This is a genomic window from Methylobacterium brachiatum (assembly GCF_020523825.1).
GTDB classification, from domain to species: Bacteria; Pseudomonadota; Alphaproteobacteria; order Rhizobiales; family Beijerinckiaceae; genus Methylobacterium; species Methylobacterium brachiatum.
In genome coordinates, this window is sequence record NZ_JAJALK010000015.1 from 51,163 (window position 1) to 77,112 (window position 25,950).

Here is a 25,950-nt window from a genome sequence, read left to right on the forward strand (position 1 = left end):
CTCAGGCCCGGCCTTTGCCTTTAGGCGTCCGCGACCCGATGTCCGTCCGGGTCAGACACCGCGAAGGAATCCGCTTGCCCGATCGACGTCTGGATCCGGAGGGGCGCCGTGCGCCCCTGCCGCTGCTCGTTGCCGTGACCATGACCGGCACGGTGGCGCTGCACATCTTCGTGCCCGCGCTCGCCACCGCCGCCGCCGACCTCGGCACCACGACGGCCGCCGCCCAGCTCACCATCACGGTCTACCTGATCGGGCTCGCGGGCGGCCAGCTCCTGTACGGCCCGCTCTCCGACCGGTTCGGGCGGCGTCCGATCCTGATCGGCGGGCTCGGCCTCTACCTGGCCGGGCTGCTGCTGGCGATTCCGGCCCAGAGCATCGGCGTGCTGCTGGTGGCGCGGGTGCTGCAATCGCTCGGGGCCTGCGGCTCCCTGGTGATCGGCCGGGCGATGGTGCGCGACGTCTCCACCCGGGAGGACGCGGCCAAGAAGCTCGCGATCCTCACCACCGCCATGACCCTCACCCCCGCCCTGGCCCCGGCGATCGGCGGCGTGGTGAACGAGGTGTTCGGCTGGCGCGCGGTCTTCGTGGTGCTCGCCGGGATCGTCGCCCTGCTGGGTGCCCTGGTGGTGTTCACCCTGCCGGAGACCAACCGGCACAAGGTGGCGCTGCCGGGCTTCGTGGCGATCCTGGCGGGCTATCTCCGGCTGGTGAAGATCCCGGCCTTCCGCGCCTACCTGGTGGCCGGGTCCTGCGGCGGCACCAGCCTCTACGCCTTCCTGGCGGTGGCGCCCTTCCTGCTGGTCGACCGGCTCGGGCGTTCCTCGCAGGAGGTGGGGTTCGATTGCCTGATCGTGGTGTTCGGCATGGTCGGGGGTGCCGTGCTGGCGAGCCGGCTCGCGAGCCGCGTGCCGATCCGCAAGGCGGCGCGCCGCGGCAACCTGCTCTGCATCGCGTCCGCCCTGGCGCTGCTGCTGGTCGACCGGACCGGGATGCTCGGCGTCGTCAGCCTGATCGTGCCGCTCTTCGCCTACGCGGTCGGGGTCGGCCTGCTGAGCCCCAACGCGGTGGCCGGGTTGATGAACGTCGATCCGCATGCGGCGGGCTCGGCCTCCAGCCTCTACGGCTTCACGCAGATGACCTTCGGGGCCCTGTTCACGGCCGCTGCCTCGGCCTGGCCCGCGACCTCGGCGACCCCCGTGGCCCTGGCGCTGCTCACCGCCGGGCTGATCGCCGCCCTGGCGCTGCGGCGGGCGTGACTGTCTGGGGTGGCGGCCGATCGCGGGTCCGAGCCCTGCGCGGTCGCGTCGCGTAAACTGGCCTTGGCCGGCCGGGCCTCGAAACGATCAGGCCCCCGTGTCGCGTTCCGGTGAACCCTCGGGCGTCCCGTCGTCCGCGCGCTCCCTTCGCTCCAGATCCTGCACGATCTCCCGGCCGACGATGTGCAGCAGCACCCGGATCAGCATCTTCATCTGCGGCGTGCCGTGATCGGCGATGACGGCGTAGGCGGCGATACACGCATCCGCCACGGCATCCAGATCGGTGGCCCGACTCATTGCATATCCAACGTCTAACATGTCGAAGACGGGTTGCGGATTGTAAAAATTTTACATTCCGGTCGCCTTCACTCGAATAATTGTATTTTTATTACCGTATTGCAACCGATGTTGTGGTGATAAGAGCTGTTCATCGTTGATGTGGGGGCGAATTATCGATGGAGCCGCTGCGATGGACATGAAGACCCCCACCATCCCGGGTTCGGCCGCAAGCCCCCGGGCCCTGGGGAAGCTCCAAGACCTCGCCGAGGTGCTCGGCTGTTCGACGGATCTGTTCTTCGCGGCTTCTGACGGGCCTTCGACCGGCCAGACGGCTCAGCTTCTCCAGATGTGGCTCGCGATCCGGAATCCCGAGGATCGCCAGACGGTGTTCGCCTGCGTCCGCGAAGTCCTGAAGGCGCAGTCCGACGGTCATCGCGAACGATAGGCGGCGGAGTCTCTAACGGGCGTCGCCGGTACGCGTAGTATTGATCGAGATCAGTTTTCAGTCGGCGGTAATATTCTTGCGTTTTTTGAGCAACACTTGCGGTTTTCGTGGCAAATACCATTTTCTCTTCATCGCCGGCCATGGTTCGGGCGCTGGTGATTGAGGGACGCCGTGTGCTCTTGCCCCACAGGCGACCCTCATGGCCCCCCTCCAGCAAGCCGATATCCGCAACCGCCTCCTCCGGGCTCTCCCGCCGGAGGATTTCGCGGTCCTGCAGCCGGCTTTGCGGGCCCAGGCGATGCGCCTGCGGCATGTCCTGATCGCGTCCCACACGACGATCGAGACGGTCTATTTCCCGGAAGACGGGTTCGTCTCGATCACCAGCGATGCGCCCAGCGGCCGGGTCGAGATCGGGCTGATCGGCCGGGAAGGTCTGGTCGGTGCCGCCCCGATCCTGCTCGATGACGATCGCAGCCCGCACACCCACTTCGTGCAGATGGCCGGGCACATGCTGAGCATCGACGTGCCGCGGCTGCGGGCCGAGGTGGAGCGGCGCCCGGCGCTGCGGCGGCTCCTGCAGCGCTTCATCCAGGCGCAATTCGTCCAGACCGCCCAGACGGCCTTCGTCAACGCCCGGGGCAACACCGCGACCCGCCTCGCCCGGTGGTTGCTGATGTGCCACGACCGCGTCGATGGCGACCAGATCACGGTCACGCAGGATTTCATGTCGTTCATGCTGGGCGTCGAGCGGCCGGGCGTGACGGCGGCGTTGCGAAGCCTGGAGATGGCCGGCTCGGTGCGCAAGCGCCGCGGCAGCGTCGAGATCACCGATCGCGATGGGCTGCTCGACTATGCCGGGGACAGCTACGGCGTGGCGGAGGCCGAATATGCGCGCCTGATCGAGGGACGCGCCGAGCCGCAGGCCTAGCACGCGGCGCGGAGCTTCAGGCGCGCACCGCCTCGACCAGGCCCGACACGCCCGCGCAGAACCCAGTCCGCAGCTCCAGCCACAGCAGCCGGGCGGGATTTACCGGTCCCGGCAGGGTCAGGCGGCCGGGCGGGACCGGAGCGAATCCGAACCGGGTGTAATAGGGCGCGTCACCCACCAGGATCACCAGGCCCTCGCCCGCCTGCCGGGCGGCCTCGAGCGCCGCGCGGGTCAGGGTGCCGCCGATGCCGCGTCCGGCGAAGCTCGGATCCACCGCCAGCGGCCCGAGCATGACGAAGGCCGACGGTCCGGCCCGCACCGGCCCCATCCGCACCGAGCCCACCAGAAAGCTGCCGACCGAGGCGGTGACCCCGAGATCCATCCGCTCGGCCGCGCCCTCGCGCAACCGGTAGGCGGTGCGGGCGAAGCGTCCGGGGCCGAAGGCGCGGGCCTGGAGCCGGTCGATCGCGGGGGCGTCCTCCGGCCGCTCGGGCCGGATGACGAGGGAGAGTGTGGTCACGGCGGGCTCACGGCTCGGAACCGTGGCCGCGTAGCAGCGGAGGCCCGGGGCGGCAAACCGCCGGCCTATTCCGCCGCCGCCAGCTCGGCCCTGGGGCCGCCCTGCGTCACCTTCAGGAAGCCGAGCGCCGAGAGCCAGATCACCGCGCCGCAGGCGGCCGCGATGCCGAGCACCAGCGCGAAGCCGCCGCGATCATGCAGCACCGCGATGGCCGGGACCACGAAGCCGCTGGCGGTGAAGCCGACGAAGTAGCGCACGCTGTAGGCCCGGGCCCGGTAGGCCGGGGGCACGTAGCGGGCGATCATCGCGTCGTTGATCACCACCTGTCCGTAGATCGCCGTCATGGCTAGCATCAGCCCGACGAGCAGCGGCAGGCCGGTGGTGAGCGCCGCGATCCCGAGGCCCAGCGGCTGCAGCACCGACAGGGTCACGAACAGGGACGGCAGGCTGAACCGGTCGATCAGCCGGCCCATGGCGAGCTGCATCAGCGCGCCGAACAGGAAGACCACGGTCGCGAGCGAGCCGATCAGCGTCAGCGGCAGCGCCTGGCCGACGCCCTCGTCGATCACCTTGGGCAGGCTGATCGTCGTGAGGTTGAAGGTGACGCCGCCGGCGAAGATCGCCAGGGCGTAGAGACCCATCAGCATCCAGGGTCGGCTCACCGCGATCGCGGCCGCGCCCCCGGCCTTCTTGCCGCCGGCCTCGCCGTCGCCCGGGACCAGCGCCAGGAAGGCGGCGCCGCAGGCGAGGCAGACGAGGCCCGGGACCACGAAGGCGGCGCGCCACCCGACATTGGCGGCCAGCAGCGCGGTCACCCCCGAGGCGGAGGCGGCGCCGAGATTGCCCCAGACACCGTTGACCCCGAGGTCGCGGCCGAGCCGGCGCGCGTGGGTCACCAGCATGGTCGAGCCGACCGGGTGGTAGATCGCCGAGGCGAGGCCGAGCACGCACAGCCAGAGCGCGAAGCTCAGCGGCGTCGTGGCGCTCGCCACCCCCAGGCAGGAGAGGCCGTAGCCGAGGAAGAACACCGCCAGCATGTTGCGCCGGCCGAACCGGTCCGCCAGCCAGCCCATCGGCAGCGAGCACAGGCCGAAGGCCACGAAGGCGCCGGTGGCCAGCCCGATCAGCTCGCCGTAGCCGAGCCCGGTCTGGGCCGCGATGGCGATCACCGCGGTCGGGTAGATCAGCAGCACGAAATGGTCGAGGGCGTGCGCGACATTGACGAAGCGCAGCGTGCGTCGGGAGAGGGTTTCGGAATCCATCGCGACCTATCCTCCGGGATCGCCCCCTGATACTCTGGCCCGATGGAGACGTCGGGCCGGATATGTATGCGAACGGGCCAAAATCGGTGGTGGCGCCGCGGTCGACCGCCGCGGCCGATTATCAGCATGTGCCGCGGCCGGTCGCGGTCGTGCGCAAGCCGCTGCCGGCCGGGAGCGGCACCGGCCTGCATTTTCATGTCCGGGCGCAGCTTCTCTACGCGACGGCCGGGCTGATGAGCGCTTCGGCCGAGGACGGCACCTGGGTCGTGCCGGAGGGGCACGCCCTCTGGATCCCGCCACGCCTGCCGCATGCCACGGTGACCCATGGGCCGGTGGCCCTGTGCACGGCCTATCTCGACCCCGCCGCCGTGGCGGCGTTTCCGGCCTCCTGCCGGGTGATCGCGGCCTCGCCGCTCCTGTCCTCGGCCCTGACCGCCCTCGCGGAGGAGCCGGTTCTGTACGACGAGGCCGGCCGCGGCGGCCACCTCGCCGCCCTGGTGCTCGACGAGATCGGCCGCGCCCCCGAGACGCCGCTCACCCTGCCGCCGCCGCGGGATGCCCGCCTGCGCCGGGTCTGCCTCGGCCTGATCGCGGATCCCGCCGCCGCGGAGGATCTCGATGCCTGGGCCGACCGCGCCGGGGCGAGCCGGCGCACGCTGACCCGCCGGTTCCGCACCGAGACCGGGCTCAGCTTCGGCGATTGGCGGGCGCGGGCCCGGGTGATCCGGGCGCTCGCGCTCGCCGCCGAGGGCCGCCCGCCCGGCGCCGTGGCGGCGGCGGTGGGCTACCGGAGCGCGCAGGCTTTGCGGAGCACGGTGGCGCGGGTGCTGGGCGGCGGTGGACCGCCGTAGGCCGCCCGCGCGGTTCTCCGTCGAACCGGATCAGCCGGTCACTTCGGCTTGGCTTGGCCGCCCGGACCCCAGCCATGGGCCTGGACCGCCTTGACGATCTTGGCCTGCATCTCGGGCGCCACCGCCTGCATCCATTGCTGCATGCCGGCCAGCTGGATCTGGGCGAGCTGCGGCTGGGCGGCTGCGAGGCGCTTGCCGGTGGGCGTGGCGTAGAACGCCGCGATCGCCTGCAGGTCGTCCTTGCCGAGGATCGTGGCGAAGCCGCGCGCCTGGATGTCGAGAAGCTCGTCGTAATGCTCGGACAGGGTCGGCATCACGACCTCCTGGACCAGGACCTGCGCCTTCTCGGGCTCCTTGATGCCGATCTGCTGCATCATGCCGACCATCGGGGCCGCCATAGAGCCGAGCGTGGCGGCGCGATCCCCCTGCATCTGCGCGACCGTCTCCCGGGCGACCTTCAGCAGGGCCGGATCCGGGGCGGCGGCCGGCGCGGGTTTCTGGGGCGCCTGCGCCAGCACGGCGCCGGGCAGCGCGGTTCCGAGACAGAGGCCGACGAGGAGGGTCGAGAGACGCATGGGTGCTCCGATCACGATCGCCGCACGATTCCGCGTTGCACGGCCCGCGCAGTGCTATCGCAATCGTGAACGGGATCAATGACGGTGGGGTCCGCGCGGTGACAATCGGTCGACCCGGACCTGCCCGGGCAGGGTCCTGGGCGCGGGCTCCGAATGGGGGCAGCGGATTGTTCCGCTCGCGCGACGGCGCAGGTTCTTCGCAGGGACCGCTCGGACAACAACCCACTCATCCCGCGGCCGCGAAGCGAAGCCCGGGATGCCGGGGTGGATGTCGCGCGTCCGAGTGCAGTCGTGGTCGCTGACCGGGCAGGTCTCCCCGCAGAGCAGAGAGGTCTCACCCATCCCCGCAGGATGAGCCGGCGATCCGGATGTCCGTGGAGTGGGAGCTTCCACCTGTTGCAAGCCCCAGGCGAGAACCGGACGCGTCCGGCCGTCACGTCGCCCGCGCGGAAAAGTCGATCCGCGGGTCGATCCAGACGTAGATCAGGTCCGAGAGCAGGTTCACTGCCAGCCCGAGCAGGGAGAAAATGTAGAGGGTCGCGAACACCACCGGGTAGTCGCGGCCGACGATCGCCCGGAAGGACAACTCGCCGAGGCCGTCCAGGGAGAAGATCGTCTCGATCAGCAGCGAACCGGTGAAGAAGGCCGAGATGAACGCACCGGGGAAGCCCGCGATCACGATCAGCATGGCGTTGCGGAAGACGTGGCCGTAGAGCACGCGGCGCTCGGACAGGCCCTTCATCCGGGCGGTCAGGACGTATTGCTTGCGGATCTCGTCGAGGAACGAGTTCTTGGTGAGCAGGGTCGAGGTCGCGAAGGCGCCGATCACCAGGGCGGTGAGCGGCAGCGCCAGGTGCCAGGCGTAGTCGGTGAGCTTGTGCCAGGTGGAGAAGGTCTCCCAGCCCTCGCTGGTCAGGCCGCGCAGCGGGAACCACTGGTAGAACGAGCCGCCAGCGAACAGGATGATCAGCATCAGCCCGAACATGAAGCCCGGGATCGCGTAGCCGATGATCACCACGAAGGAGGTCCAGCGGTCGAAGCGCTCGCCGTCCTTGACGGCCTTGCGGATGCCGAGCGGGATCGAGATCGCGTAGGAGAGGAGCGTCATCCACAGGCCGAGCGAGATCGAGACCGGCAGGCGCTCCTTGATCAGCTGGATGACCGTGACGTCGCGGAAATAGCTCCGGCCGAAATCGAACCGCACGTAGTCCCAGAGCATCTTGGCGAAGCGCTCCGGGGCCGGCTTGTCGAAGCCGAATTGCTTCTCCAGCTTGGCGATGAAGTCGGGGCTCAGCCCCTGCGCGCCGCGGTAGCGGGAATTGCCCTCGCCGCCGCCTGCCGCCCGGCCGCCGCCGCCGAGGTCGCCGCCCCCGCCGGTGACCCGCGACAGGGTGCCGTCGCCCTGACCCTTCATCTGCGACAGCACCCGCTCCACCGGGCCGCCGGGGGCGAATTGCACGATCGTGAAGGTGATCAGCATGATCCCGAACAGGGTCGGGATCATCAGGCCGGTGCGGCGCAGGATGTAGCCGAGCATCGTCTCAGTCCCGCCCGATCCGCTTGGCCTTGTCGGCCTCGTACCACCAGGTACCGGGGGCGCCGAGGTCGTATTTCGGCGGGTTGGCGGGCCGGCCGTAGATGTCCCACAGGGCAAGGCGGTGGGCGCCGGAATACCACATCGGCACCCAGAGGCGCCGGGCCCGCAGCACCCGGTCGAGGGCCTGGCAGGCTGTGGTCAGCGCGGCGCGGGACCGGGCATCCGCGATGGCAGTGAGCAGGGCGTCGATGGCCGGGTCGGCCACGCCCGAGAGGTTGTTGGAGCCCGGGGTGGCGGCCGCCTTGGAGCCGTAGAGCTCGCGCAGCTCCGTGCCCGGGGTGACGCCGCCGGAGAAGCGGCGCGATGTGACGTCGAAGTCGAAATCGTTGACCCGGGCCTGGTACTGCGACGGGTCGACGGTTCGGTGGCTCGCCTTGATCCCGAGCAGGCCGAGATTGCGGATGAACGGCTGGGTCACCGCCTGGAAGACCGGGTCGTCGTCCAGGAACTCGATGGAAAGGGGCTTGCCCCCCGGCAGCAGGAGGCCGCCGCCCTGGCGGGTGCAGCCGGCCTCGCGCAGCAGCGCGTCCGCACGCTTGAGCAGCGCCCGGTCCTGGCCGGACCCGTCCGAGACCGGGGGCATCCAGGCCTCGCCGAACACCTCCGGCGGCAGGTCCTTGAACGGCTCCAGCAGGGCCAGCTCCTCGGCCGAGGGCTTGCCGGTGGCCTTGAGGTCGGAATTCTCGAAGAACGAGGCGGTGCGGGTGTAGGCGCCGTACATCAGGTTGCGGTTCGACCATTCGAAGTCGAAGCACAGGCCGATCGCCTCACGGATGCGCGGGTCGCGGAACGGCTCGCGGCGGGTGTTGATCCACCAGCCCTGGGTGCCGCTCGGTCGCGCATCCGGCACGGTCTGGCGGATGACGCGCCCCTCGGTGGCGGCGGGGAAGTCGTAGCCGGTGGCCCAGACCCGGGCGGTGAATTCCTCGCGGAACGTGAAGGCGCCGCTCTTGAACGCCTCGAAGGCCACGGTGCGGTCGCGAAAGTACTCGTAGCGGATGGCGTCGAAATTGTTCTGCCCGACCGTCACGGCGAGCTCGGCCGCCCAGTAATCCGGCACCCGGTCGAGCCCGATCGAGCGGCCGGGATCGACCGCGCCGACCTGGTAGGGCCCGGAGCCGAGCGGCGCCTCGAGGCTCGCGGCCTCGAAGTCGCGGTTGGCGTAGTAGGACGCGGAGAAGATCGGCAACTGGGCCACGAACAGCGGCAGGTCGCGGGCTCGGCCCTCCGCGAAGGTGACGACCAGGGTATCGTCGCCCTCGGCCCGGGCGTCGGTCATCGGCCGGATCACCTCGGAGATCGAGGGATGGCCCTTGTCGCGCAGGATCTTGAGGCTGAAGGCGGCGTCCCGGGCGGTCAGCCGCGAGCCGTCGTGGAAGCGGGCCTGCGGGCGCAGCGCGAAGGTGTAGGTCAAGCCGTCCGGGCTCACCGTCACGGCGCGCGCCACCAGCCCGTAGACCGAATCCGGCTCGTCCAGCGCCCGGACCATCAGGCTGTCGAAGGTCAGGTCCAGCCCGGCCGCGCCGTCGCCCCGCAGCACGTAGATGTTCAGCGTGTTGAAGGTGTTGAGCGCCTGGTTGCCGGTCGTGCTGGCGAGCTGGGTCGAGAACCGGCCGCCCTTCGGGGCGATCGGGTTCACGTAGTCGAAATGCTCGAAGCCGGGGCCGTATTTCAGCTCGCCGAAGCTCGACAGGCCGTGGCGTTCCTCGCCGGCGGCCCGGGCGGGACGGATCGCCGCGAGGGCGCCGGCGCCGAGGACGAGGCCGCGCCGGCTCGGCCGCCAGGGCCGGCCGGTCACCGCGGGGCTCCGGTGTTGGCGGCGCGCGTCGCGTCGTACCACCAGGTCGTCGGGAAGCCGGAGCCGGCATAGCGCGGCAGCACGGCGGGGTGGCCGAACCGGTTCCAGCGCAGGGTCCGCTGCTCGCTCGCCGACCATTGCGGCACAACGTATTCGTGGGCGAGCAGCACCCGGTCGAGGGCCTTGGTGGCGGCGATCACGCCGGCCCGGTCATGGGCGTAGATGACCTTGTCGATCAGGGCGTCGATGCCGGGATCCTTGATCCCGATCAGGTTGCGCGAGCCCGGCTTGTCGGCCGCCGCCGAGCCCCAGAATTCCCGCTGCTCGTTGCCCGGCGAGAGCGACTCGCCCCAGCCGTTGGTGGTGATGTCGAAGTCGAAGTCGCGGATCCGGTTCTGGTACTGCGCGGCGTCGATCACCCGCATCGAGGCATCGATGCCGATGAGCTTCAGCTGCGCCGCGAAGGGCAGGATCACCCGTTCGAAGGCGTTCTGGAATTCCAGGAACTCGACGGTCAGGGGCTCGCCGGTCGCCTTGTTGACCATCTTGCCGCCGCGCAGCTCGTAGCCGGCTTCGCGCAGCAGCCCCACGGCCTCGCGCAGGTTCTTGCGCACGGCGTCCGGGGTGTCGTTGACCGGGTTGGCGTAGGGCGTAGTGAAGACCGAGGCCGGGATCTTGTCCTTGACGCTCTCCAGGATCGCCTTCTCCTGGCCCTCCGGCAGGCCCGAGGAGGCCAGTTCCGAGCCGAAGAAGTAGGAGTCGATCCGCTTGTAGAGGCCGTAGAACAGGTTCTTGTTCATCTCCTCGAAGTTTAGCGCCAGGTTGAAGGCCCGGCGCACCCGCGGATCCTTGAACTTGTCCCGGCGGGTGTTGAACGCGAAGGCCTGCATGATGCCCATGCCGCGCTCCGGGAACGCCTCCTTGATCAGGCGTCCCTCCTTCACGGCCGGGAAGTCGTCGTAGGCGGTCGCCCAGTTGCGGGCGATGTTCTCGGACCGGAAGTCGTAGAGGTCGCCCTTCAGCGCCTCGACCAGCACGGTGCCATCGCGAAAATACTCGTGGCGCTCGGTGTCGAAGTTGTAGCGCCCGACATTCACCGGCAGATCCTTGCCCCAATAATCCGGCACGCGGGTGTAGGTGACGCTGCGGCCGGGCTCGAACTTGGCCAACCGATAGGGGCCGGAGCCGAGCGGCGGCTCCAGGGTGGTCTCGGTGGGGTTGCGCGGCTTGCCGCTGGCGTCCTTGCCCTCCCACCAGTGCTTGGGCAGCACCCGCAGCTGGCCGATCACCTGCGGCAGCTCGCGGTTGCCCTTCTCGCTGAACGTGAAGGTCACCTCGTGCGGCCCGGTCGCCTCGGCCTTGGCGACGGTCTGGTAATAGGCGGCGTAGAACGGGCTGTTGGCCTTCAGCACGCCGTAGGACCAGACCACGTCCTCGGGGGTGATCGGCTTCCCGTCATGCCAGCGGGCATTCTCGCGCAGGCGGTACGACACCGAGCCGAGATCGGGGGCGACCCGCACCGCCTCGGCCAGCAGGCCGTAGGAGGTGAACGGCTCGTCCGAGGATTCGGTCATGAGCGTATCGTAGAGCTGCAGCACGCCGCCCTCGAGATCGCCCTTCAGGCCGGAGACGATCATGTTGAAGTTGTCGAACCCGCCCTGCATGCCCAGCCGGACGAGGCCGCCCTTGGGCGCGGCCGGGTCGGCATAGTCGAAATGCTTGAAGCCCGGGCCGTATTTCGGCTCGCCCATCAACGTGATGGCGTGGGTCCACTGGCCGGTGGCAGCCGGGATCGTCGCCTCCGTGGCGGCCGCGCTCGCGGCCGGTTCCTGCGCGCGGGCGGGGGCGAACTGGAGGCAGGCGATGCAGAGCGTGGCGGCGAGGAGGCGTCCAGTCACAGGCAGGCTATCTCCATGTCGGCGCACCGTACGGTGCGGGCATTGGGGTGTCCGAAGGGTCTTAGGCCGGGCGTGGCCCGGGCGTCGAGGTCACATGTTGCCGGTCGGTGCGCGAACGCGGCGTGACGCCCGGCACGGGGCTTCTTGAAGCGGGCCGGATCCGCGCCATTCCCTCCCCCGCGGAGGAGGAGGGAAAGCGTCGCGGCTGTTGGATGCGGGTGAGCCCAGAACGCTCCTCGCCGAGCCCCCCAACTCGGAAAAACTCAAGCCGCACGCCCGCGGCGTCCCTCGACCAGCCACATGGCGAGCACGGCCGCCGCGAGGGCCGCCAGGGCGGCGAGGCCCAGCGCCAGCGGGTAGACCTCGACGCCGCGGATGTTGGCGCTGTCGCTCGGGCGGAAACCGATCCAGTCGCCGCCGGCCAGCCGGCCGCTGCGCACGGTGGCGAGGCGCGGCACCTGGGTGGTGCCGCCGGCATCCGCGACCCGGCGGATCGAGCCGCCGGAGCCCTCCGCCACCGCCTTCAGGCGCTCGGTGTCGCTGAACACGTCGGCGAGCTCGCGCGGATTGGCCGGGCCGACGCTGACGAAGGCCACGAGGTTGCCCGAGCGCAGGGTGTGCAGCCCGAGGGTCTCCGCGTCGAAGGTGGCGGTGAACAGGCCGGGCTCGCCGGGCTTGAGGGTGAGCGTCGTCACCTTGCCGGTCGGGCCGGTGACGGTGACCGGCTCGACCTGCTCGGCCATGGTCTGGCGCTCGACCCGGACCTCCCGGCCGCGGCCGGTGGTCTGCGCGCGCAGGGCCTCCTCCTCGAGGGCCGGCTCCTTCATCAGCCAGTGCGCCAGGCGGCGCAGCAGATCGAGATAGGGGCCGCCCTCCTGGTAGCCCCGCGCCCAGAGCCAGGCATGGTCGGACAGGAGCAGCGCGACGCGGCCTTTGTCCTCCCGGGACAGGGCGAGCAGCGGCAGCCCTTCCGCGCCGGACAGGATCGGCTGGATGCCGGGCCGGGTGCGGGCCTGGACGATGCGCAGCCAGTCGCCCCAGGCGGGCGGGTTGGCGTCCGAGCCCGGCAGGTCGCGGGTGACCGGGTGGCGCTGGCCCACCTGGGTCGGCGTCGCCTTGTAGGGACGCTCGACCACGCGCCCGTCCGGGTCGCCCGGCAGGATGCCGGCCAGCCGCGTGCGGGCGAGGCTCGCCGGCCCGGCATATTCGGGGCCGGCGGCGACGAGCAGCGCCCCGCCCTCGCGGACGTAACGGACGATGTTGTCGAAATAGGCCTGCGGCAGCACGCTCTGGTTGGCGTAGCGGTCGAAGATGATCAGATCGAAGTCCTTGATCTTCTGGACGAACAGCTCGCGGGTCGGGAACGCGATCAGCGACAATTCGGAGATCGGCGTGCCGTCCTGCTTCTCGGGCGGGCGCAGGATGGTGAAATGCACGAGGTCGACGTTGGCGTCGGACTTCAGGAGGTTGCGCCAGGTCCGCTCGCCCTGGTGCGGCTCGCCGGAGACCAGCAGCACCCGCAGCTTCTCGCGGATGCCCTCGATCGGCAGCACCGCGCGGTTGTTGACCGTGGTGAGCTCGCCCGGCAGCGGCTCGACCTCGATCTCGACGACGTTCGGGCCGCCATGCTCGATCCGGGTGGTCAGCGCGAACGGCTTGTCGGTGGCCACGTCGCGCCGGCCGATCTCCTCGCCGTCACGGCGGATGGTGACGACGGCGTGGCCGGTGCCGCCGCGCTCCATCACCTCGGCGCGGATCGTGAGATCCTTGCCGACGATGCCGAAGCGGGGCGCCTCCAGGAGCTTGATCTGCCGGTCGCGCTCGTCCGGATGGCCGGTGACCAGGACGTGGAGCGGCGCCTTGATGCCGAGCTGGGCCATCGCGGCCGGGATGTCGTGGACCACGCCGTCGGTGAGCATCACGATGCCGGCGAGCCGCTCGGGCGGCACGTCGGCCAACGCCTGGCCCAGCGCCGTGAACAGCTTGGTGCCGTCGTCGCCGTCCTTGGCGTCGGGCACGTCGATGAAGCGCGGCTCGATATTGGTGAGCGCGCCGAAGCGGCGCTGCAGCTCGGCCCGCACCGCGTCGGTCATCTGCGGCCGGTCGCCGAGCGCCTGCGAGCCGGAGCGATCGACCACGATCGCCGCGATGTCCTTCACGGGCTCGCGATCCTCGCGCACCAGAGCGGGGTTGGCGAGGGCCGCCAGAACCAGGGCGAGCACCAGGGCGCGCAGCAGCGCCGTCCGGCCCCGGGCCACGAAGGCGAGCAGAGCCAGGACGACAACGATCAGCCCGAGGGCGGCCAGGACCGGCCAGGGGAGGAGGGGGGTGAAGCTGAGGCTCAGCATGGCGTGCAAGCCTCCAAGATGCGCGTGCGGGTGGCCGTCAGCCCATCAAACCCCCTCATCCTGAGGTGCCGCGTCAGCGGCCTCGAAGGAGGGCTCCAGGGATCGCCGAGCCGGCCGGAGGGCTCCTTCGAGGCGCCCGCTGCGCGGCCGCACCTCAGGATGAGGGGATCTGTTGGGAGCAAGCGTTGCCCGGGAAACGTGTCGATGCCTATCACTGTCCCAGCCGCTCCAGCAGCGCGGGCACGTGGACCTGGTCCGCCTTGTAGTTTCCGGTCAGCGTGTAGATCACGATGTTCACGCCGCCCCGGAAGGCCATCTCGCGCTGGCGCTGGTCGCCGCCGACCACCGGGTAGAGCGGCTCGCCCCGGCGGCCCACCGCCCAGGCGGCGGCGAGGTCGTTGCCGGTGATGATGATCGGGCTGACGCCGTCGCCGGCCCGGGCCGGGCGGCGCTCGGCGCCCTCCGCGGCGGGGGGCAGGGCCTCGACCCAGGTCTGCCCCGTGGCGTAGCGGCCGGGGAAGCTGTCGACCAGGTAGAAGGCCTTGGTCAGCACGTGGTCCAGGGGCACCGGCTCCAGCTCCGGCACTTCGAGGGTCGCCAGCATCTTGCGCAGGTAGGCCGCCTCGGGGGAGGGCGGGCCGCCCGGGCGGGCGGTGAGCGCGTCGCGGGTGTCGAACAGGACCGTGCCGCCGTTGCGCATGAACGCGTCGATCTTGCGGATCGCCGTCTCCGAGGGCTGGGGCCGGGACGGCGCGATCGGCCAGTAGATCAGCGGGTAAAAGGCGAGCTCGTCCTTGGCCGGGTCGATCCCGGCGGGCTCGCCCGGTTCGAGGGCGGTGCGCGAGGCGAGCATCTGGGTCAGGCCGGTCAGCCCGGTCCGGCTGGCCTCGTCCACGGCGGCGTCGCCGGTGATCACGTAGGCAAGCCGTGTGACCAGGGCCGATTCGATGCCGTTCGGCCGGTTGGGCGCGGGCTCCTCGGCGCGCAGGGGCTGCGCCGGCAGGGCGGCGAACAGCAGGAGGCCCGCGACGGCCAGCGCCGCCGGGCGTCCGCGCAGGCGGCTCGCCCAGGCGGATCGGCGCAAGAAGCCGCCGAGCCACAGGCCCGCCAGGGTGTCGAGGGCGAGCAGCAGCAGCGCCAGGGTGAACAGGGTCGGGCGCAGGTCCAGGGTCTCGGCTCCGGCGAGGCTTCCGATCCGGGCGCCCTCGAGCGCCGCGGTGTCGAGGGGTTTCAGGCGGTCGTCGGGCTTCAGGGCGTTGACGCTGATGCCGCCATCGGCCGGCCCGTAGAAGCCCGGCGGGTGCTCGGCATTCCCCCGGTCGGCATAGTCGGCCGCCACCGCGGTGGCGGAGGCGGGGGGCGAGCCGAGGGCGCCGAACCCGTCCAGCGTCGCCCGGGGGGCGAGCACCACGGCGGATGCGCGATTGGCCTCGCCCGCGGGCGGCGCCGAAGTCCCGGCCAGTCCGACGACGCGCCGGAGCATGTCGATGAACAGGCCCGAGAGCGGCAGGTTCGACCAGGTCGTGTCTGCGGTGACGTGGAACAGCACCAGCGTGCCCTGGCCGCGCTTCTGCGCGGTGACGATCGGCGTGCCGTCCTGCAGGGAGGCCCAGGTCCGATTCGGTAGATCGCCGTCCGGCTCGGCCAGGATCTGGCGGCGCACGCCAATATCGGCCGGCGGGGTCAGGCCGGCGAAGGGGCTCTCGGGCGGGAACGGTGCCAGGGTCTTGGGGCTGTCCCAGGACAGGGTGCCGCCCAGCGTCCGGTTGCCCCGGCGCAGGCGGACCGGCACCAGCGGGTCGTTGCCGGCGGCGAGCCGCGGCCCGGCGAAGCGCAGCAGCATGCCGCCGGCCTTCACGAAACTCTCGACCCGGGCGGTGGTCCGCTCGTCCAGCGCGCCGACATCGGCCAGCACCAGCACCGAGACCTGGTTGTCGAGGAGCTGGTTGATCGACTCCGCCGTCCCCTTGGCGCCGCGCGCCTCCTGCACGTCCGCGAAGGGCTGGAGCGCCCGGGCGAGGTAATAGGTCGGCGCCAGCAGGGGCTGGGCCTGGTCGAGGGTGCCGCCGAAGACGAGGCCGACCCGGCGGCGCTTGCCGCGCTCGTCCTGGAGCACCACGGCCCCGGCCGAGCGCTCGCCCGCGATCTCCAGGCGGCTGATGCTGTTGCGCAGCTCCACGGGCATCTCGAAGGCGGCCGTGGCCTCGGTGGCGTCGCCCGCGAAGGCGAAATCGCGCTCGGCGAGCGGCAGGCCCTTCTGGTCGAGGGCCCGGATCACACCGGTGTCGCGCCCATTGGGCGCCGCCCGCTGCGCCCGGGTCGTGAGGGTGCCGCCGGACTCGGTGGCGGTCAGCGCCAGGGCCGGCGGCCTGTCGGCGCGCAGCACGGTCAGGGCGGCGCCGCTGCCGCCGACAAGGTCGGCCAGGCCCTTGGCGAAGCGCTCGTCGCTGGCGCCAGCGACGCCGTCGCTGATCCAGACGAGGCCGGCGCCGCGGTTCTTCTCCAGGAACGCGCCGATGCTGGCCAGATGCGCGTCGCGGGTCGGCACGATCGGGCGCGGTGCCAGGGCGCGCAGGCGCTCCAGGGCGGCGGCCGGGGTCTTCGCCTCGAAGGCCGCGGCCGGCTCGGCGAGGCCGATCACCGCCACGGGCCGTCCGTCCCGGGCCGCGCCCTCGATCGCGTCGGTGGCGACCCGCAGCCGGTCGCGCCAATCGTGGGCGGCCGGGAAGCCGTTGTCTAGGAGGACGAGGAGCGCGCTGCGCCCGCCGCCGGCCCCGACGCCGCCGGGGTTCCAGACCGGGCCGGCCACGGCGAGGATCAGGGCGGCGGCGATCAGCAGGCGCAGGAGCAGCAGCCAGGGCGGGGTGCGCGCCGGCGTCTGCCGCTGCGGGATCAGGTCGGCGACGAGCTTGAGCGGCGGAAACGCGATCCGGCGCGGGCGCGGCGGGGTCACCCGCAGCAGGAACCACAGGGCCGGCAAGCCGATCAGGGCGGCGAGCGCCAGGGGCGCCGCGAAGGTCAGACCTAGCATGGCGGCCTCACTCCGGGCCGCGCGCGGCGATCAGCGTGGCGAGCCGCAGGGCCGCCTCGCTCGCCGGGCGGTCGGTGCGGTGGATGGTGAGCGTCCAGCCCTGCTGGCGGGCGATTCCCTGCAAGGCGGCGCGGTGCTCGGCGATGCGGGCGCGGTAGCGGTCGCCCCAGGCGCCGGCATCGCCGATGTCGAGGCTGAGCCCGCCTTCGAGGTCGTGCAGCACGGCCTGGCCTGTGAACGGGAAGGTCTCCTCGATCGGATCGACCACCATCAGCAGATGGCCGCGGCTGCCCCGCCCGGCGAGGCTTTGCACGGCGGTCGCGATCCGGTCGGGATCGGCGAGGAAGTCGCCGATCAGCACCACCTCGTCGAACCGGGCCGGGCTCGCCCGGGGCGGCAGGTCCTGCGCCAATCCGGCCTTGTCGGCGACCAGCGCCTGGATCATCCGCTCGACGATGCCCCGCGAGGCGGTGGCCCGGGTGAGACCCAGGAGCCCGACCCGCTCGCCGCCCTCGACGAAGGCATCGGCGAGCGCCAGCCCGAGGACCAGGGCCCGCTCGACCTTGGAGGCCGAGGCCAGGTCCGACGCGAACCCCATCGAGGCGGAGCGGTCGATCCAGAGCCAGATGTTGTGGGCGGCCTCCCATTCGCGCTCGCGCACGTAGAGCCGGTCGTCCCGGGCGGAGCGGCGCCAGTCGACCCGCGCGGCGGCCTCGCCGGTGACGAAGGGGCGGAACTGCCAGAAACTCTCGCCCGGCCCGGCCCGGCGCCGGCCGTGCAGGCCATGGGCCAGCAGGCTCGAAACCCGCCGCGCCTCCAGGACGAGGCGGGGCATTTTTTCGGATAGGGCGGTCGCGCCCTCGCTCTCGCGCCTGCCGGGCGTGCGCCGTTCGGAGCCGAGGGCGTGTGTCCCGACCAAGGCTAAAGCTTCTCCGCGAGCTTGCCGATCAGGCCCTCGATGGTCTCGCCGTCGGCGCGGGCGGTGTAGCTGAGCGCCATCCGGTGCTTGAGCACCGGCTCGGCCAGGGCCTTCACGTCGGCCACGGAAGGCGCGACCCGGCCCTCGATCAGCGCCCGGGCGCGGGCGGCGAGCGTCAGCGCCTGGCTGGCGCGCGGGCCGGGACCCCAGAGCAGCTTGTCCTTGACCAACGGATCGCCGCCGTCGGGCCGGGCGGCGCGCACGAGGTCGAGGATTGCCTCAACCACGGCCTCGCCCACGGGCAGCCGGCGCACCAGGCGCTGGGCGGTGAGCAGCTGTTCGGTGGACATCACCGCGTGCGGGCGCACCTCGTCGACGCCGGTGGTCTCGATCAGGATCCGGCGCTCGGCGGCGCGGTCGGGATAGCCGACGTCGATCTCGAGCAGGAAGCGGTCGAGCTGGGCCTCGGGCAGGGGATAGGTGCCCTCCTGCTCGATCGGGTTCTGGGTGGCGAGCACGTGGAACGGCCGCGGCAGGTCGTGGCGGGCGCCGGCCACCGAGACGTGGCCCTCCTGCATCGCCTGGAGCAGAGCCGATTGCGTGCGCGGGCTCGCCCGGTTGATCTCGTCGGCCATCAGCAGCTGGGTGAAGACCGGCCCCTGCACGAAGCGGAACGCCCGGCGGCGCTCGGCATCCTCCTCGAGGATCTCGGTGCCGAGGATGTCGGAGGGCATCAGGTCCGGGGTGAACTGCACGCGCCGCGCGTCGAGGCCGAGCACGGTGCCCAGCGTCTCCACGAGCTTGGTCTTGGCAAGCCCCGGCAGGCCGACGAGCAGGCCGTGGCCGCCCGCCAGGATCGTCACCAGGGCGAGGTCGACGACCTTCTCCTGCCCGAAGATCACCCCGTGGATCGCGTCGCGCGCCTGACCCACCGCGGCGAGGCAGGTCTCCGCGGTCGCCACGATGCCGTCGTCGAGGCTGGTGGCCGGGCTGATCGCCTGCGTCATGCGGTTGTCCGTCTCCTGTCCGGGGCTCCGGAGAACCCCGTCGGTCATCCGGCCAATGTGGGGCCGTTCGCACCGGGCTGGCAAGGTCGGGATCGCCGCACGCGGTTTCGACGCCCGGAACCCCGGGGTTTCACGCCGCCGCGCGGCGGCCCCGCGACACGGCCCTTGGCGCGGGCCGGCCGGACCATTAGGAAGGCGCGCGAGCCGGGGCGGCCGGCTGAACCTCCTGATGTCTCTCGCGGATTGCGGCGTAGGCAGCACAGCGGGCCTCCCGCGTATCCGGTACACACCATGCGCCTTCGAGATGTGTTCGTCGCCGGGCCCGCGCGGTCCCTCACGCGCCCGCTGGCCCGGCGCCTGAAGCGGCGGCGGACGAACGAGCCCCGCCAGGCGGATCTCGTGGCGGCCGTGAAGGCCTCCGGCCTGTTCGATCCGGCCTGGTACGCCAGGCGCTATCCCGACGTGGTCGGCGAGGGGATCGACCCGGTCGTCCACTACGCGGTCCATGGCGGGCGCGAGGGCCGCTGGCCGTCGCCCTTGTTCCACGGCGACCGCTATCTCGACGCCGTCCCGGGCCTGCGCGCCGAGGGCGTGAACCCGCTGATCCACTATGTCGAGCGCGGCGCCGATGCCGGCATCGCCCCAAACCCGCTGTTCGACCCCGACTGGTACGCGGAGCGCTATCTCGGCGGTGCCGACGCCCGCGCCCGGGCGTTCTTCCACTTCGTGAAGAGCCCCGACACCGACCCGTCGCCGCTGTTCGATTCCGCCTGGTACCGGTCGCGCTACCCGGATGCCCGGGAAGCGGGCGGCATCGCGCTGGCGCATTACTACGAGACCGGCCGGAAGCAGGGCTACCTGCGCAATCCCGAGGAATTCGCCGGGCTGTCGCGGCATGTCGACCTGATCCGCCGCTCCGGGATCTTCGACGCCGAGTTCTATCGCGGGCGCTGCCCCGAAGCCGAGACCAGCGGGCTCGAGCCCCTGGAGCATTACGTGATGGCCGGCGGCTATCGCCGCTACGCCCCGCATCCCCTGTTCGATCCCGACTGGTATGCGGCGCAATCGGCGGCGGTGCGCGCCGACAGCCTCAACCCGCTGGTGCATTTCCTGGAGCACGGCGCCCGCGAGGGGCTGGATCCCGGCCCCTGGTTCGACACGCGCTGGTACACGAAGACCTACCTCGCCGACGACGAGACCGAGGCGAACCCGCTCGCGCATTTCCTGGCCGACAACGGCCGGCGCACGAGCCCGTCGCCGCGCTTCGACGCGCCCTGGTACCTCGCCCGCTACCCGAAGGTCGCCGCGCTCGGCCTCAATCCCCTGGTCGACTACGTCACGACCGGGCTGGAGGCGGGGCGCCTGACCCGCCGGGTCGCCGGCGCCGCGGTGCCCGAGGCCGCGGATGCCCGCCTGTCCTGCCTGAAGCGGGAGCCGCGCCGGCACGGCCGCACGGCCCTGTTCATCACCCACGCGCCGGAGGGGCGCATCCGCGGCCATGTCGAGCCCTACCTGCGGGCGTTTGCCGAGAACGGCATCGACATCGTGCTGATCGTCGCGGCCGACCAGCACAAGACCGTGGTGCCGGAGGCGATCCTGAACCTGTGCGCCTCGGCCTACCTGCGCGAGAACACGGGCTTCGATTTCGCGGCCTGGGCGCATGTCCTCCTGGAGGACGACGACCTGCTCGATTCCGAGACCCTGTATCTCGCCAACGACAGCCTGGTCGGGCCCCTCGACAGCGGCGACTTCGCCGGGCTGCTGGCGAAGATCGAGTCCTACCCGGAGGCGGTGATCGGGCTCGCCGACAACTTCTACTACAGTCACCACCTGCAGAGCTTCTTCCTTGCCCTGAAGAAGCGCTGCCTGTCCTCCTACGCGTTTAACCACTTCATCCAGTCGGTGGCGAACTGGCCGGACAAGAACAGCGTCATCACCGAGTACGAGCTGACCTTCTCCGGGCGGATGCGGGCTGCCGGGCTCGGGATGCGCAGCCTGTTCTCGGCCCAGAACAAGCACATGACGCTAGTCAACGACCCGCGCAACAACCGCACCCTTTTCGACTGGGAGAACATGCTCAGCCAGGGCTTCCCGTTCGTGAAGCGCTCGCTTCTGGGCGAGCACGCCGCGATCGGCGGCGCGGCGGTGCGCCCGGCGATCGAGGAGCGCGGCTTCGACCTCGACCGGCTCGACCAGACCTTCACCTATCCCGGCCCCAAGATCTGGGCCGACCTGCGCAGGCCCCAGGCACCGGAGCGGCCGCTGCGGGTCTCCTACGTCTCGCCGATGAACTACGCCAACGGGCTGGGCGTCGCGGCGCGCAGCTACGTGCGGGCGCTGCACCGGGCGCCCTTCGCCTTGAACGTGCATCCGATGGAGCGGTCGTTCCACGTCCATGCCCGGGTCGGGCCGGGCTGGCAGGCCCGGACCTTCTCGGGGGCGCCGGACGTCGCCCTGGTGCATTTCAACGGCGACAGCTGGCACTCGCTGATGAGCGCGCGGCAGCTCGACATCGCCGCGAGCGCCCGGCTCAAGATCGGGCTGTTCGTCTGGGAGACCTCGCACGTGCCCGGGGGCTGGCTGCCCACCGTGGACGGCCTCGACGCGATCTGGGCGCCCACCGAGTTCTGCGCCGCGATCTTCCGCCAGATCACCGACATCCCGGTCGATGTCGTGCCCTACGTGGTCGAGAACGAGCCCGGCGAGCCGGCGAGCGCGGCCGCCAAGGCCAACCTGCGCAAGACGTTCTCCATCGACCCGGCCAAGAAGATCATTCTCTACGCCTTCGACGGGTCGAGCTACCTCGCCCGCAAGAACCCGCACGCGCTGATCCGGGCGTTCCGGGCCGCGGGGCTGGCGCAATCCGGCTGGCAGCTCGTGCTCAAGACCAAGCACGTGTTCGACCTGCCCGACGAGGGCAAGAAGCTGCTCGACCTCGTCGGCAAGACCGGCGACGTGGTGATGGTCGACCAGCCGCTCTCCCAGAACGAGCTCGGCGCCCTGTTCGAGCTCTGCGCGGTCTACGCCTCGTCACATTCCTCGGAAGGCTTCGGCCTGACGATCGCCGAGGCGATGGAGATGGGCAAGGTCGTGGTCGCCACCGATTACGGCGGCAGCCGCGACTTCCTCGACGCCACCTGCGGCTTCCCGGTGAAGGCCGAGATCGCCGCCCTGGACCAGACCTATGGGCCGTATCTGCGCGGCGCCGAATGGGGCCAGGTGGACGAGGCCGACCTCGCCCGCGCGCTCACCGACGCCGCCCGGGCGGTGAACAGCGGCGACGCCGCGCGGATCGGCGCCGCCGCCCGCGCCCGGATCCGCGAGCGCCTGTCGATCGGCGCGGTGGCCGCCGCCATGGAGGCGAGCGTCAGCCGGCTCCTCGCAGCCGAACGCATTTGACGCCCGGGAGACGCGATCCGTGCTGAACAAGAAACCGGTCCCGGCCCCGTCGGCCTCGTGGAGCGCGCGCGCCTGGCCGGACGCGCTCCTGCCGCTGCCCCTCGACGAGCGCTTCCACCCGATCGACGAGCGCAAGCTCGGTCAGGTCGCCGCCGGCGCGCTTCCCGCCTGCCGGGCGGTGTTCGTGGCCCCGGCAGCGTCCGAGCTGCATCCGGACCTGTTCGAACCGATCCTCGCCGCGATGGCCGAGCGGCCGGATATCGGCATCTTCTACGGCGACGACGCCGTGGTGGACGGCGCGGGCCAGGTCCGCAGCGTCCATTGCAAGCCGGCCTTCAACCCGGCCCTGCTCATGGCCGACGATTACATCGGCTTCCCGCTGGTGATCCGCGTCTCGGCCCTGGCGAGCCTGACCCCGGATTTCGGCCGGCGCACCGGCAACGCCGCCTGGTTCCGGCTGCTGCTCGACGCGATCGCGGCGGGCATCGGCATCGACCGGATCCCGCAGACGCTGATCGCCTCGCCGCTCGCCCGCCCGAAGGCGAAGCGCGCCGCCCGGGCCGACGTGCTCGACCGCTGGTTCCAGGGCTCGGGCTCCCCCCTGCGCACCGCCCCCGGCCTGACCCCGGACACGCTGGAGATCCGCCGCAGCCTGGATGCGCGCCCGCCCGTGACCCTGGTGGTGCCGACCAACCAGAGCCGGCCCCGGGGCGAGGATGGGCGCGCGGTCGACGGGGCAAAGCCCCACATCGTCAACCTGCTCGACAGCCTCGACCGCAGCAGCTACCCGGCCGACCGGATCCGGGTGCTGATCGGCGACGACAAGGCGGACGACGCGATCTACCGGGGCCGCTCCGACCGGTTCGCGGTGACGCGCCTGCTCACCACGCGGCCCGAGGGCGCGCCGTTCAACTACGCGGCCAAGATGAACACCCTCTGGCGCGCCGCCGAGACCGACCTCGTCATCCTGATGAACGACGACCTCGTGGTGCGCCGCCCCGGCTGGATCGAGGCGCTCCTGACCTTCGCGCTCGACCGCGGCGTCGGCGGCGTCGGCGGGCGGCTGCTGTTCCCGAGCGGCAAGATCCAGCATGCCGGCATGTTCGGCGGCATCTTCGATGTCTGCGCCCATCCCTGGTACAACCGCGACGCGGCCGAGCCGACCTACGGCGACTGGGCGCTGGCGCAGCGCGACTGCTCGTCGGTGACCGGCGCCCTGTTCGCCACCCGCAAGGCGGTGCTGGAGGCGGTGGACGGCTTCGACGAGAGCTTCGCCCTCGACTTCAACGACGTCGACCTGTGCTTCAAGCTGCGGATGCTCGGCTACCGCATCGTCTACACGCCATTCGCCGAGATGGCGCACCACGAGAGCGCCTCCCGGCAGACCAGCTTCGCCCCGGGCTCGCAGATCTCGCGCTTCCTGCGCCGCTGGCACGACGTCCTCACCGACGACCCGGCCTACAGCCCGCAGCTGCGCACCGACACCGACGTGGTCGCCCCCCGGGCCGACGCGGCCCGCTGGGTGAGCGAGCGCCGGCCCGCCTGAGTCACAGCGCCTCGCCGCGCATCAGCCGGGGCCGGGTGCCCCGGGAGGCCGCGGCCTCGCCGATGAAGAACCGCTTGAGGCCGGGCAGCCGGTCGACGATCCCGAGGCCGAGATCGCGGGCGAGCCGCAGCGGCAGGGCGTCGTTGGAGAACAGCCGGTTCAGCCCGTCGGTCGCCGCCGCCATGGCGAAGCTGTCGAACCGGCGGGCGCGCTCGTAGGCCCGCAGGACGTCCGGGCTGCCGGGATCGAGGCCGAGACGCAGGGCGCCGGTCACCGCCTCGGCCAGCGCCGCAGCGTCGGCCAGGCCGAGATTGAGGCCCTGCCCGGCGATCGGGTGGATGACGTGCGCCGAATCCCCCAGCAGCGCCAGGCGTTCGGCCCGGAACGCCCGGGCGATGCCGAAGGCCAGCGGATGCCGGCTCGGGCCGTGCTCCAGGGTCAGCTTACCCAGGTCGAGGGTGAACCGGCGCTCGATCTCGGCCAGCACCTCGTCGGGCTCGCCCGAGAGCAGCGCGTCGGCCTCGTCGGCGCGCTCGGTCCAGACGATCGAGGAGCGGTGGCCGAGGGAGCCGCCGTCTCGCAGGGGCAGGATCGCGAAGGGGCCGGCCGGCAGGAAGTGCTCGAAGGCACGGCCCCGGTGCGGCCGAGCATGCCCGATCGTGGCCACGATCCCGACCTGCGGATAGGACCAGCCGACCCAGCCGATCCGCGCCGCCTCGCGCAGCCGCGAGCGCGCCCCGTCGGCGGCCACCAGCAGGTCGGCCTTGAGGCTCACGCCGGTGGTCAGCTCCACCCGGATCGCCGCGCCCTCCGGCACCGCCCGCACCACGCCCCCGGTGACGATCTCGACGCCCGCGTCCCGGCAGGCCTCGGAGAGCGTCCGCGCCAGGGGCTCGGCCTCGACCATGTGGGCGAAGGGCTCGCCCACCGCCCGGTCGGGCTGGTCCTCCTCCTCCCGCCCGAAGGTCAGGAAGACCGGCCGCACCGGGTCGGCGATTCGGCTGTCGGAGATCACCATCTCGGCGATCGGCTCGGCGGCGGCCGCGATCCCGTCCCACAGCCCGAGCTGCGTCAGCATCCGCCGTCCGCCCGCCGCCAGCGCGTAGGCACGGCCGCGGTGCCGGGCAGGATCGGCGCCGTGGGGGTCGATCACGGTCACCGCGAGCGCCGGCCCGTGGGCTTGCTTGAGCGCGAAGGCCAGGGCGAGGCTGGCAAGGCCGCCGCCTGCGATCAGGAGGCTGCGGCTGCCGGGGCGGGGCGTCTGGGCCGTCATCGTCACGGATCTCCGATCTGGGGGCCGAGCGCGTGGATCGCTCCGCCCGAAAGGCCTATGTCGCGTTTGGACGACGAACGGAAACCCCGCGACTCATGACCGACGCTACCACCGACGCGATGACCGACGCGGTCGCCGAGCTCATCGCCATCCTCGACCTCGAGCGCCTCGAGGTCGACCTGTTCCGCGGCCAGAACCCCAAGACCGGCTGGCGCCGGGTTTTCGGCGGCCAGGTGGTGGCCCAGGCCCTGGTGGCCGCCACCCGCACGGTGCCGGACGACCGGCCGGCCCATTCGCTGCACGCCTATTTCATGCTCCCCGGCGATCCCCGCGCGCCGATCGTCTACGAGGTCGAGCGCATCCGCGACGGCCGCAGCTTCACCACGCGGCGGGTCAAGGCGATCCAGCACGGCCGGGCGATCTTCGCCACCACGATATCCTACCAGGTCTCCGAGGGCGGGTTCGAGCACCAGCCGGCGATGCCGGATGTCGCGGGGCCGGACGGCCTCCTCGACGGCAAGGCGCTGGCGGCCTCCGGCGCCACCGGCATGCCCGAGGCGGTCGCCGCCTATTTCGGCCGGGAGCGCCCGATCGAGCTGCGCCCCGTCGATCTCGACCGCTACATCGCCCGCCGCAAGGACGGGGCCCCGCCGGAGCCGGTCTTCAACGTCTGGCTGCGGGCGGCCTCGGCCCTGCCGGACGATCCGGCCCTGCACCGGGCGGTGCTGGCCTACGCGTCCGACATGACCCTGCTCGACGTGTCGCTGATCCCGCATGCCAGCTCGGTGTTCGATCCGAACATCCAGGCGGCGAGCCTCGACCACGCCCTCTGGTTCCACCGCCCCGTCCGGGTCGACGACTGGCTGCTCTACGCCCAGGACAGCCCGGCCGCCGGCGGCGCCCGTGGCTTTGCCCGCGGCCAGATCTTCGACCGCGCCGGCAACCTCGTCGCCTCGGTGGCGCAGGAGGGCCTGATTCGGCCGCACGGGGGATGAGGTCACGGCGCGGAACGGCTCCT

19 protein-coding genes are annotated in these 25,950 nt (G+C 71.7%); 7 read left to right on the plus strand and 12 right to left on the minus strand.

The window, feature by feature from the left end:
• Positions 1-38: 38 nt before the first annotated feature.
• Positions 39-1,256 carry a multidrug effflux MFS transporter gene (locus LGR69_RS25350; RefSeq protein ID WP_230367742.1) on the plus strand — a complete coding sequence of 406 codons (1,218 nt, stop codon included), beginning with the start codon at positions 39-41 and terminating at the stop codon, positions 1,254-1,256.
• An 87-nt stretch (positions 1,257-1,343) separates the two neighbouring features.
• On the opposite strand, the gene LGR69_RS25355 is transcribed toward LGR69_RS25350, so the two are convergent.
• The gene (locus LGR69_RS25355) at positions 1,344-1,553 is read right to left on the minus strand and encodes a hypothetical protein (RefSeq protein ID WP_230367743.1); all 210 of its coding nucleotides are present in this window, start codon (positions 1,551-1,553) and stop codon (positions 1,344-1,346) included.
• A gap of 172 nt (positions 1,554-1,725) precedes the next feature.
• Between LGR69_RS25355 and LGR69_RS25360 the strand changes: the two genes are divergently transcribed.
• Together LGR69_RS25360 and LGR69_RS25365 are read left to right on the plus strand one after the other, a co-directional pair.
• Complete coding sequence (locus LGR69_RS25360) at positions 1,726-1,980, plus strand: hypothetical protein (protein WP_122162149.1); 255 nt, start codon at positions 1,726-1,728, stop codon at positions 1,978-1,980.
• Between the two features lie 199 nt (positions 1,981-2,179).
• Complete coding sequence (locus LGR69_RS25365) at positions 2,180-2,908, plus strand: Crp/Fnr family transcriptional regulator (protein WP_230367744.1); 729 nt, start codon at positions 2,180-2,182, stop codon at positions 2,906-2,908.
• Positions 2,909-2,924: 16 nt separating this feature from the next.
• Here LGR69_RS25365 and LGR69_RS25370 read toward each other — a convergent pair whose 3' ends face one another.
• Complete coding sequence (locus LGR69_RS25370) at positions 2,925-3,428, minus strand: GNAT family N-acetyltransferase (RefSeq protein WP_230367745.1); 504 nt, start codon at positions 3,426-3,428, stop codon at positions 2,925-2,927.
• A gap of 65 nt (positions 3,429-3,493) precedes the next feature.
• The gene (locus LGR69_RS25375; protein WP_007559523.1) at positions 3,494-4,690 is read right to left on the minus strand and encodes an MFS transporter; all 1,197 of its coding nucleotides are present in this window, start codon (positions 4,688-4,690) and stop codon (positions 3,494-3,496) included.
• 62 nt (positions 4,691-4,752) lie between these two features.
• Here LGR69_RS25375 and LGR69_RS25380 point away from each other — a divergent pair, with 62 nt between their 5' ends.
• Positions 4,753-5,541: a helix-turn-helix domain-containing protein gene (locus LGR69_RS25380; RefSeq protein WP_230367746.1), complete on the plus strand. Its 789-nt coding sequence runs from the start codon at positions 4,753-4,755 to the stop codon at positions 5,539-5,541.
• Between the two features lie 38 nt (positions 5,542-5,579).
• Here the strand turns inward: LGR69_RS25380 and LGR69_RS25385 are convergent, their stop codons facing one another.
• From LGR69_RS25385 to LGR69_RS25420, 8 genes are all read right to left on the minus strand, one after another.
• Positions 5,580-6,116 carry a DUF2059 domain-containing protein gene (locus tag LGR69_RS25385; RefSeq protein ID WP_230367747.1) on the minus strand — a complete coding sequence of 179 codons (537 nt, stop codon included), beginning with the start codon at positions 6,114-6,116 and terminating at the stop codon, positions 5,580-5,582.
• A 433-nt stretch (positions 6,117-6,549) separates the two neighbouring features.
• Positions 6,550-7,653, minus strand: coding sequence for a microcin C ABC transporter permease YejB (locus tag LGR69_RS25390; RefSeq protein ID WP_230367748.1), 1,104 nt, complete (start codon positions 7,651-7,653; stop codon positions 6,550-6,552).
• 4 nt (positions 7,654-7,657) lie between these two features.
• The gene (locus LGR69_RS25395) at positions 7,658-9,511 is read right to left on the minus strand and encodes an extracellular solute-binding protein (RefSeq protein ID WP_230367749.1); all 1,854 of its coding nucleotides are present in this window, start codon (positions 9,509-9,511) and stop codon (positions 7,658-7,660) included.
• Positions 9,508-11,409, minus strand: a complete 1,902-nt coding sequence (locus LGR69_RS25400) for an extracellular solute-binding protein (RefSeq protein WP_370881401.1) — start codon at positions 11,407-11,409, stop codon at positions 9,508-9,510. Before LGR69_RS25400 ends, LGR69_RS25395 begins: the two co-directional genes overlap by 4 nt.
• 263 nt (positions 11,410-11,672) lie before the next feature.
• A complete protein-coding gene (locus LGR69_RS25405) occupies positions 11,673-13,757 on the minus strand; it encodes a hypothetical protein (RefSeq protein WP_230367750.1) in 2,085 nt (694 codons plus the stop codon).
• A 211-nt stretch (positions 13,758-13,968) separates the two neighbouring features.
• Positions 13,969-16,788: a DUF4159 domain-containing protein gene (locus LGR69_RS25410; protein ID WP_230367751.1), complete on the minus strand. Its 2,820-nt coding sequence runs from the start codon at positions 16,786-16,788 to the stop codon at positions 13,969-13,971.
• A gap of 7 nt (positions 16,789-16,795) precedes the next feature.
• Complete coding sequence (locus LGR69_RS25415; RefSeq protein WP_230367752.1) at positions 16,796-17,707, minus strand: DUF58 domain-containing protein; 912 nt, start codon at positions 17,705-17,707, stop codon at positions 16,796-16,798.
• A gap of 2 nt (positions 17,708-17,709) precedes the next feature.
• Positions 17,710-18,714: an AAA family ATPase gene (locus tag LGR69_RS25420; RefSeq protein WP_039902257.1), complete on the minus strand. Its 1,005-nt coding sequence runs from the start codon at positions 18,712-18,714 to the stop codon at positions 17,710-17,712.
• Between the two features lie 291 nt (positions 18,715-19,005).
• On the opposite strand from LGR69_RS25420, the gene LGR69_RS25425 reads away from it, so the two are divergent.
• The gene (locus LGR69_RS25425; protein ID WP_230367753.1) at positions 19,006-22,113 is read left to right on the plus strand and encodes a rhamnan synthesis F family protein; all 3,108 of its coding nucleotides are present in this window, start codon (positions 19,006-19,008) and stop codon (positions 22,111-22,113) included.
• Between the two features lie 19 nt (positions 22,114-22,132).
• The gene (locus tag LGR69_RS25430; protein WP_230367754.1) at positions 22,133-23,659 is read left to right on the plus strand and encodes a glycosyltransferase family 2 protein; all 1,527 of its coding nucleotides are present in this window, start codon (positions 22,133-22,135) and stop codon (positions 23,657-23,659) included.
• A gap of 1 nt (position 23,660) precedes the next feature.
• On the opposite strand, the gene LGR69_RS25435 is transcribed toward LGR69_RS25430, so the two are convergent.
• Positions 23,661-24,932: an FAD-dependent monooxygenase gene (locus LGR69_RS25435; protein ID WP_230367755.1), complete on the minus strand. Its 1,272-nt coding sequence runs from the start codon at positions 24,930-24,932 to the stop codon at positions 23,661-23,663.
• A gap of 95 nt (positions 24,933-25,027) precedes the next feature.
• Here LGR69_RS25435 and tesB point away from each other — a divergent pair, with 95 nt between their 5' ends.
• Positions 25,028-25,927: an acyl-CoA thioesterase II gene (gene tesB / locus LGR69_RS25440; RefSeq protein WP_091858526.1), complete on the plus strand. Its 900-nt coding sequence runs from the start codon at positions 25,028-25,030 to the stop codon at positions 25,925-25,927.
• Positions 25,928-25,950 lie beyond the last annotated feature (23 nt).